Below are 4,172 nucleotides of genomic sequence, written 5' to 3'. Positions count from 1 at the left end.
GAGGCCGGTTCACCCGGGAAGCAGACGTAGATGGGACTCGCTTGCCCAACCCAACATCCCGCCGCCCGAACCAAACCCATGACCACACTGAATCTGCTGCGAAAACGAAACGGGCCGCGCCGGTTTCCCGGTGCGGCCCGTCGCCTGTTCGATGGTCGGACCCTAGCACATCCTGTCGCGTCTGACCAGCCGAGAACCGGCAAGGCAGGGGCCGCGCCGCGTCGGTTTGAAAAATCCCGGCCCGAGATCATCTCTGCCTTCCAACGGCGGGGAGGGGGCGGAATGCGCAAGGGCGATCTGGTGCGGCTGATCCGGATCCTGGGGATGCTCGGCTCCGATCATGACGGCGAACGCGCGGCGGCCGCACTGGCGGCAGACAAGCTGGTGCGCGGCAGCGGCTGGACCTGGTGGGATCTGCTGGCACCGGCGCGGGCGCCGCGGCCGGTCCGGTCGCAGGGACGTGACCCGTTCACCGACCGGTTCGCTGCGGCGGAATCGCGGATGCGCCAGCTGCGCAGCGAGAATGCGCGGCTGCTGGACGAGGTCAAGGCGCTGAAGCGCCGGCTGGACTTGCGCAGCCGGCCGTTCCGCGCCGCCGAACCGCAGCGGCCGGCCCCTTGATCCGGTGGTCAAGATTGGAACCGGCGGCCGTCAAAGTTTAGTCAAAATGCTGGCGCTTCTTGCGTCGCGGTCAATTCACGGAGAGTTGACGGCCGGTCAGCACACTTCTCTTCGGCGGGGATGGCGCCGCATCAGTCGAGGAAAGTTTCATGTGTAACGGAGTATTCGGCTATTATCAGATCTTCTCGGGAAGCCTGGTGCAGCGCTATTTGACGAAGCTCGACAGCGGGCTGGATCATTGGGAGATTCATTTCCTGCGCCGCGGATACGATTTCCTATCGCGCGGCATGACGGAAGGCGCCATCTCCGCCCTGAACTATCTGGAACTGCCGGCCGACCGGCGACAGGCCGTGTTCGCCTGGCCGATGGAGGTCGTGCCGATGACCGACCAGGAGGCGGAAGAGATCCGCTGCGGGCTCGGCCGGATCGCGGCGCAGGCCGAAGCGGCGGTGCTGGCGATTCCGCATCCCGCGAATGATTCGCCCCTTCGCCGCCACGCCTAGGGGATCAGACCTCCACTAGGGCCTTGATCACCCCGGCGTCCGGCCGGCTCCAGCCCGGGATCAGCGCCGGCACGTCGGCGATGCCGCCGCGATGGCTGGCCAGGGCCGCGGTCGGCACGTGGCCGTCCCGCATCGCCGCCAGCACATGCTCGAAATCCTCGCGTGTCGCATTGCGGCTGGCCAGCAGCGTGGTCTCGCGCTTGTGGAACTCAGGATCGGAAAAGCCGATCTCGTCGCGCACGATGCTCAGCAGCACATAGGCGCCGGCATGGGCGACGTAGGAAAAGCCTTTGCGCATCGCCGCCGGGCTGCCCGTGGCGTCGACCACCAGGTCGAAGAAATCGCCGTCCGTGGTCCGCTTCAGCCGGTCATCGATGTCGCCGCCGCCCTCGAACACCGCATCGGCCTTCAGCACGTCGCGGCTGAACGCCAGCCGGCCGGGATGCAGGTCCAGCACGCTGACATGGGCGCCACGCAGCTTGGCGAAGATGGTTGCGGCGATGCCGATCGGCCCGGCGCCGACCACCAGCACCCGGTCGCCCGCGCCCGGGGCGCCGCGGCGGATGCCATGGGCGCCGATCGCCAGGAACTCGACCATCGCGGCCTGGTCCAGGCTCAGGCCCTCGGCCGGCACCACATTCTCCTCCGGCACCGACAGCCATTCGCACAGGCCGCCGTCACGGTGCACGCCCAGGACCGACAGCGTCTTGCAGCAATTTGTCCGGCCGCGGCGGCAGGCGACGCAGGTGCCGCAATGCAGATAGGGCTGGATGGCGACGACCTGGCCCGGGCGGAACGCGCTGCCGGCATCGGCCTCGACCACTTCGGCGCCCAGCTCATGGCCGATCACGCGGGGGTATTCGAAATAGGGCTGGTTGCCCTTATAGATGTGATAGTCGGTGCCGCAGATGCCGACCCGGCGGATCCGCACCAGCACCTCGCCCGGCTGCCGCACCGGCTCCGGCCGGTCGATCAGGCGCAGCGCTTCGGGCTTCTCGCAGAGGATCGCTTTCATCATTCGTCCGTATCGGGTCATCGCGGTGTGGCCCCAAATTGATCGGACATATCGCGCTTGTCGAGCCGGTTCGGCCGGTCGGGCCGGCGGAGGAGGCATGCGCTGGCCAGGACGGCGCCATCGCATTGCCGCCGGCCCGGCCGCCGCGGTTTGACTGGAATGCCGCGCCGGAACTGGACAGACTTGGTTTCGAGTCCGACAAGACCCGTACAGGGCGATCAGTCGAGGGAGGCAGGCAGGGTGCAGAGTGTCGCCGGACCGGCGCGGAGCGATAGCGCCCCGCCGGCCATCGCGTTTTCCGGAATTTCCGTGGCCTACCCGCTGAAGGGCGGCGGCCGCTACGTCGCCCTGGCCGAAACCGACCTGGTGATCGCCGATGGCGAGTTCACCGCCATCGTCGGGCCGACCGGCTGCGGCAAGTCGACCCTGCTGAATGTCGCCGCCGGGCTGGTGCCGGCTGCGTCCGGCGGCTGCACCGTGTTCGGGCGGGCGCTGCAGGGGCTGAACCGCGACGCCGGCTACCTGTTCCAGGCGGATTCGCTGATGCCGTGGAAGACCGCGCGCGACAATGTCGCGGTCGGGCTGACGGTCCGCGGCGTGGCGGGGGCCGAGGCGCGGGAGCGGGCGCAGGCCTGGCTGGTCCGGGTCGGGCTGGCGCCGATGGGCGACCGCTATCCGCACCAGCTGTCCGGCGGCCAGAAGAAGCGCGTCGCCCTGGCCCAGATGCTGATCCTGGAGCCGAAGCTGCTGCTGATGGACGAACCCTTCGGCCCGCTCGACGCCCAGACCCGGATCGTGATGGGCGACCTGTTGCTGTCGCTGTGGTCGGCGATGCGCAAGGCGGTGCTGTTCGTGACCCACGATTTGGAGGAGGCGATCGCCCTGGCCGACCGGGTGGTGGTGCTGTCGGCCGGGCCGCAGGCACGGATCATCGCCGACCACCGTGTCGACCTGCCGCGGCCGCGCGAACCGGCCGAATCCCGGCACGAGCCCCAATTCGTGGCCCTGCACCGGGCGATCTGGGCGGCGCTGAAGGACGAGGTGATGAAGGCTTATGGCGATGTCGTCTGAAAGCTGGGCTTCAGGTCGGGGCCGCATCCTCGCCTGGCAGGTCGCGGTCGCGGTGGTCAGCCTGCTGCTGTGGCATGTGCTGACCGCCACCAAGATCCTCGACCCGTTCTTCTTCGCCACCCCGCTCGGCGTGATCGTGCGCACCTGGCGCGACTTCGCCTCCGGCGTGATCTGGCGCCATCTCGGCGTGACGCTGCTGGAGACGGTGCTGGCCTTCGGCATCGGGTCGCTGGGCGGCGTCGCCCTCGGCTTCTGGTTCGCCCGGCGGGCGACGGCGGCGGCGGTGTTCGACCCCTATATCAAGGCCGCCAACGCGCTGCCGCGGGTGGTGCTGGCGCCGATCTTCGCGCTGTGGTTCGGCCTCGGCATCTGGTCGAAGGTGGCGCTCGGCGTCAGCCTGGTGTTCTTCGTGGTGTTCTTCAACGTCTACCAGGGCGTGCGCGAGGTCAGCCCGACCGTGCTGGCCAACGCCCGGATGCTGGGGATGAACGACCGCCAGCTGCTGCGCCATGTCTACATGCCGTCGGCGCTGTCCTGGGTGTTCTCCAGCCTGCACACCTCGGTCGGCTTCGCCCTGGTCGGCGCCGTGGTCGGCGAATATCTCGGCGCCACCGCGGGGCTCGGCTACCGCATCGCCCAGGCCGAAGGCGTATTCGACGTGGTCGGCGTGTTCTCCGGCATGCTGGTGCTGTCGGCCTTCGTGGTGCTGATCGACGCCGGCGTCTCGATGATCGAACGGCGGCTGCTGGTGTGGCGGCCCGACAGCGCGGCCAATAACTCAGCCCAAGCGTGAACAAAGAAGGAGGAAACGGATGAGGATCCTGCTGCGGGGCCTGGCCCTGCTTCTCGGCCTGGTGGCGCTGGCCGTCCCGGCCGTGGCGGCACCGGAAAAGACCCACCTGACCATCGGCGTCGGCGGCAAGCCGCTGCTGTACTATCTGCCGCTGACCATCGCCGAGAAG

The 4,172-nt window shown here is 68.6% G+C and carries 5 protein-coding genes; 4 read left to right on the top strand and 1 reads right to left on the bottom strand.

The features are described from left to right. The first annotated feature begins 282 nt into the window (after positions 1-282). The gene (locus AC3XYG_RS24690; protein ID WP_489142518.1) at positions 283-621 is read left to right on the top strand and encodes a hypothetical protein; all 339 of its coding nucleotides are present in this window, start codon (positions 283-285) and stop codon (positions 619-621) included. Positions 622-770: 149 nt separating this feature from the next. Beyond that, entirely contained in the window at positions 771-1,124 is a 354-nt protein-coding gene (locus tag AC3XYG_RS24685) for a hypothetical protein (RefSeq protein ID WP_489142517.1), read from the top strand. Between the two features lie 4 nt (positions 1,125-1,128). Here the strand turns inward: AC3XYG_RS24685 and AC3XYG_RS24680 are convergent, their stop codons facing one another. Next, positions 1,129-2,142, bottom strand: coding sequence for a zinc-binding alcohol dehydrogenase family protein (locus tag AC3XYG_RS24680; RefSeq protein ID WP_489142516.1), 1,014 nt, complete (start codon positions 2,140-2,142; stop codon positions 1,129-1,131). A 306-nt stretch (positions 2,143-2,448) separates the two neighbouring features. Between AC3XYG_RS24680 and AC3XYG_RS24675 the strand changes: the two genes are divergently transcribed. Then, positions 2,449-3,210, top strand: coding sequence for an ABC transporter ATP-binding protein (locus AC3XYG_RS24675; RefSeq protein WP_489142515.1), 762 nt, complete (start codon positions 2,449-2,451; stop codon positions 3,208-3,210). Next, positions 3,194-4,003 (top strand): ABC transporter permease, encoded by an 810-nt coding sequence (locus AC3XYG_RS24670; RefSeq protein ID WP_489142514.1) that lies wholly within the window; start codon positions 3,194-3,196, stop codon positions 4,001-4,003. Before AC3XYG_RS24675 ends, AC3XYG_RS24670 begins: the two co-directional genes overlap by 17 nt. The last annotated feature ends 169 nt before the right edge of the window (positions 4,004-4,172 follow it).

It is taken from the genome of Inquilinus sp. (assembly GCF_057815775.1).
Note: the sequence above shows the minus strand (reverse complement) of the source record. Positions and strands in the feature narration are given on the sequence as shown.

What these genes read in the sequence shown, in the direction of transcription:
- AC3XYG_RS24690 (WP_489142518.1), top strand. Translation starts at nt 283, where the DNA reads ATGCGCAAGGGCGATCTGGTGCGGCTGATCCGGATCCTGGGGATGCTC.
- AC3XYG_RS24685 (WP_489142517.1), top strand. Translation starts at nt 771, where the DNA reads ATGTGTAACGGAGTATTCGGCTATTATCAGATCTTCTCGGGAAGCCTG.
- AC3XYG_RS24680 (WP_489142516.1), bottom strand. Translation starts at nt 2,142, where the DNA reads ATGATGAAAGCGATCCTCTGCGAGAAGCCCGAAGCGCTGCGCCTGATC.
- AC3XYG_RS24670 (WP_489142514.1), top strand. Translation starts at nt 3,194, where the DNA reads ATGGCGATGTCGTCTGAAAGCTGGGCTTCAGGTCGGGGCCGCATCCTC.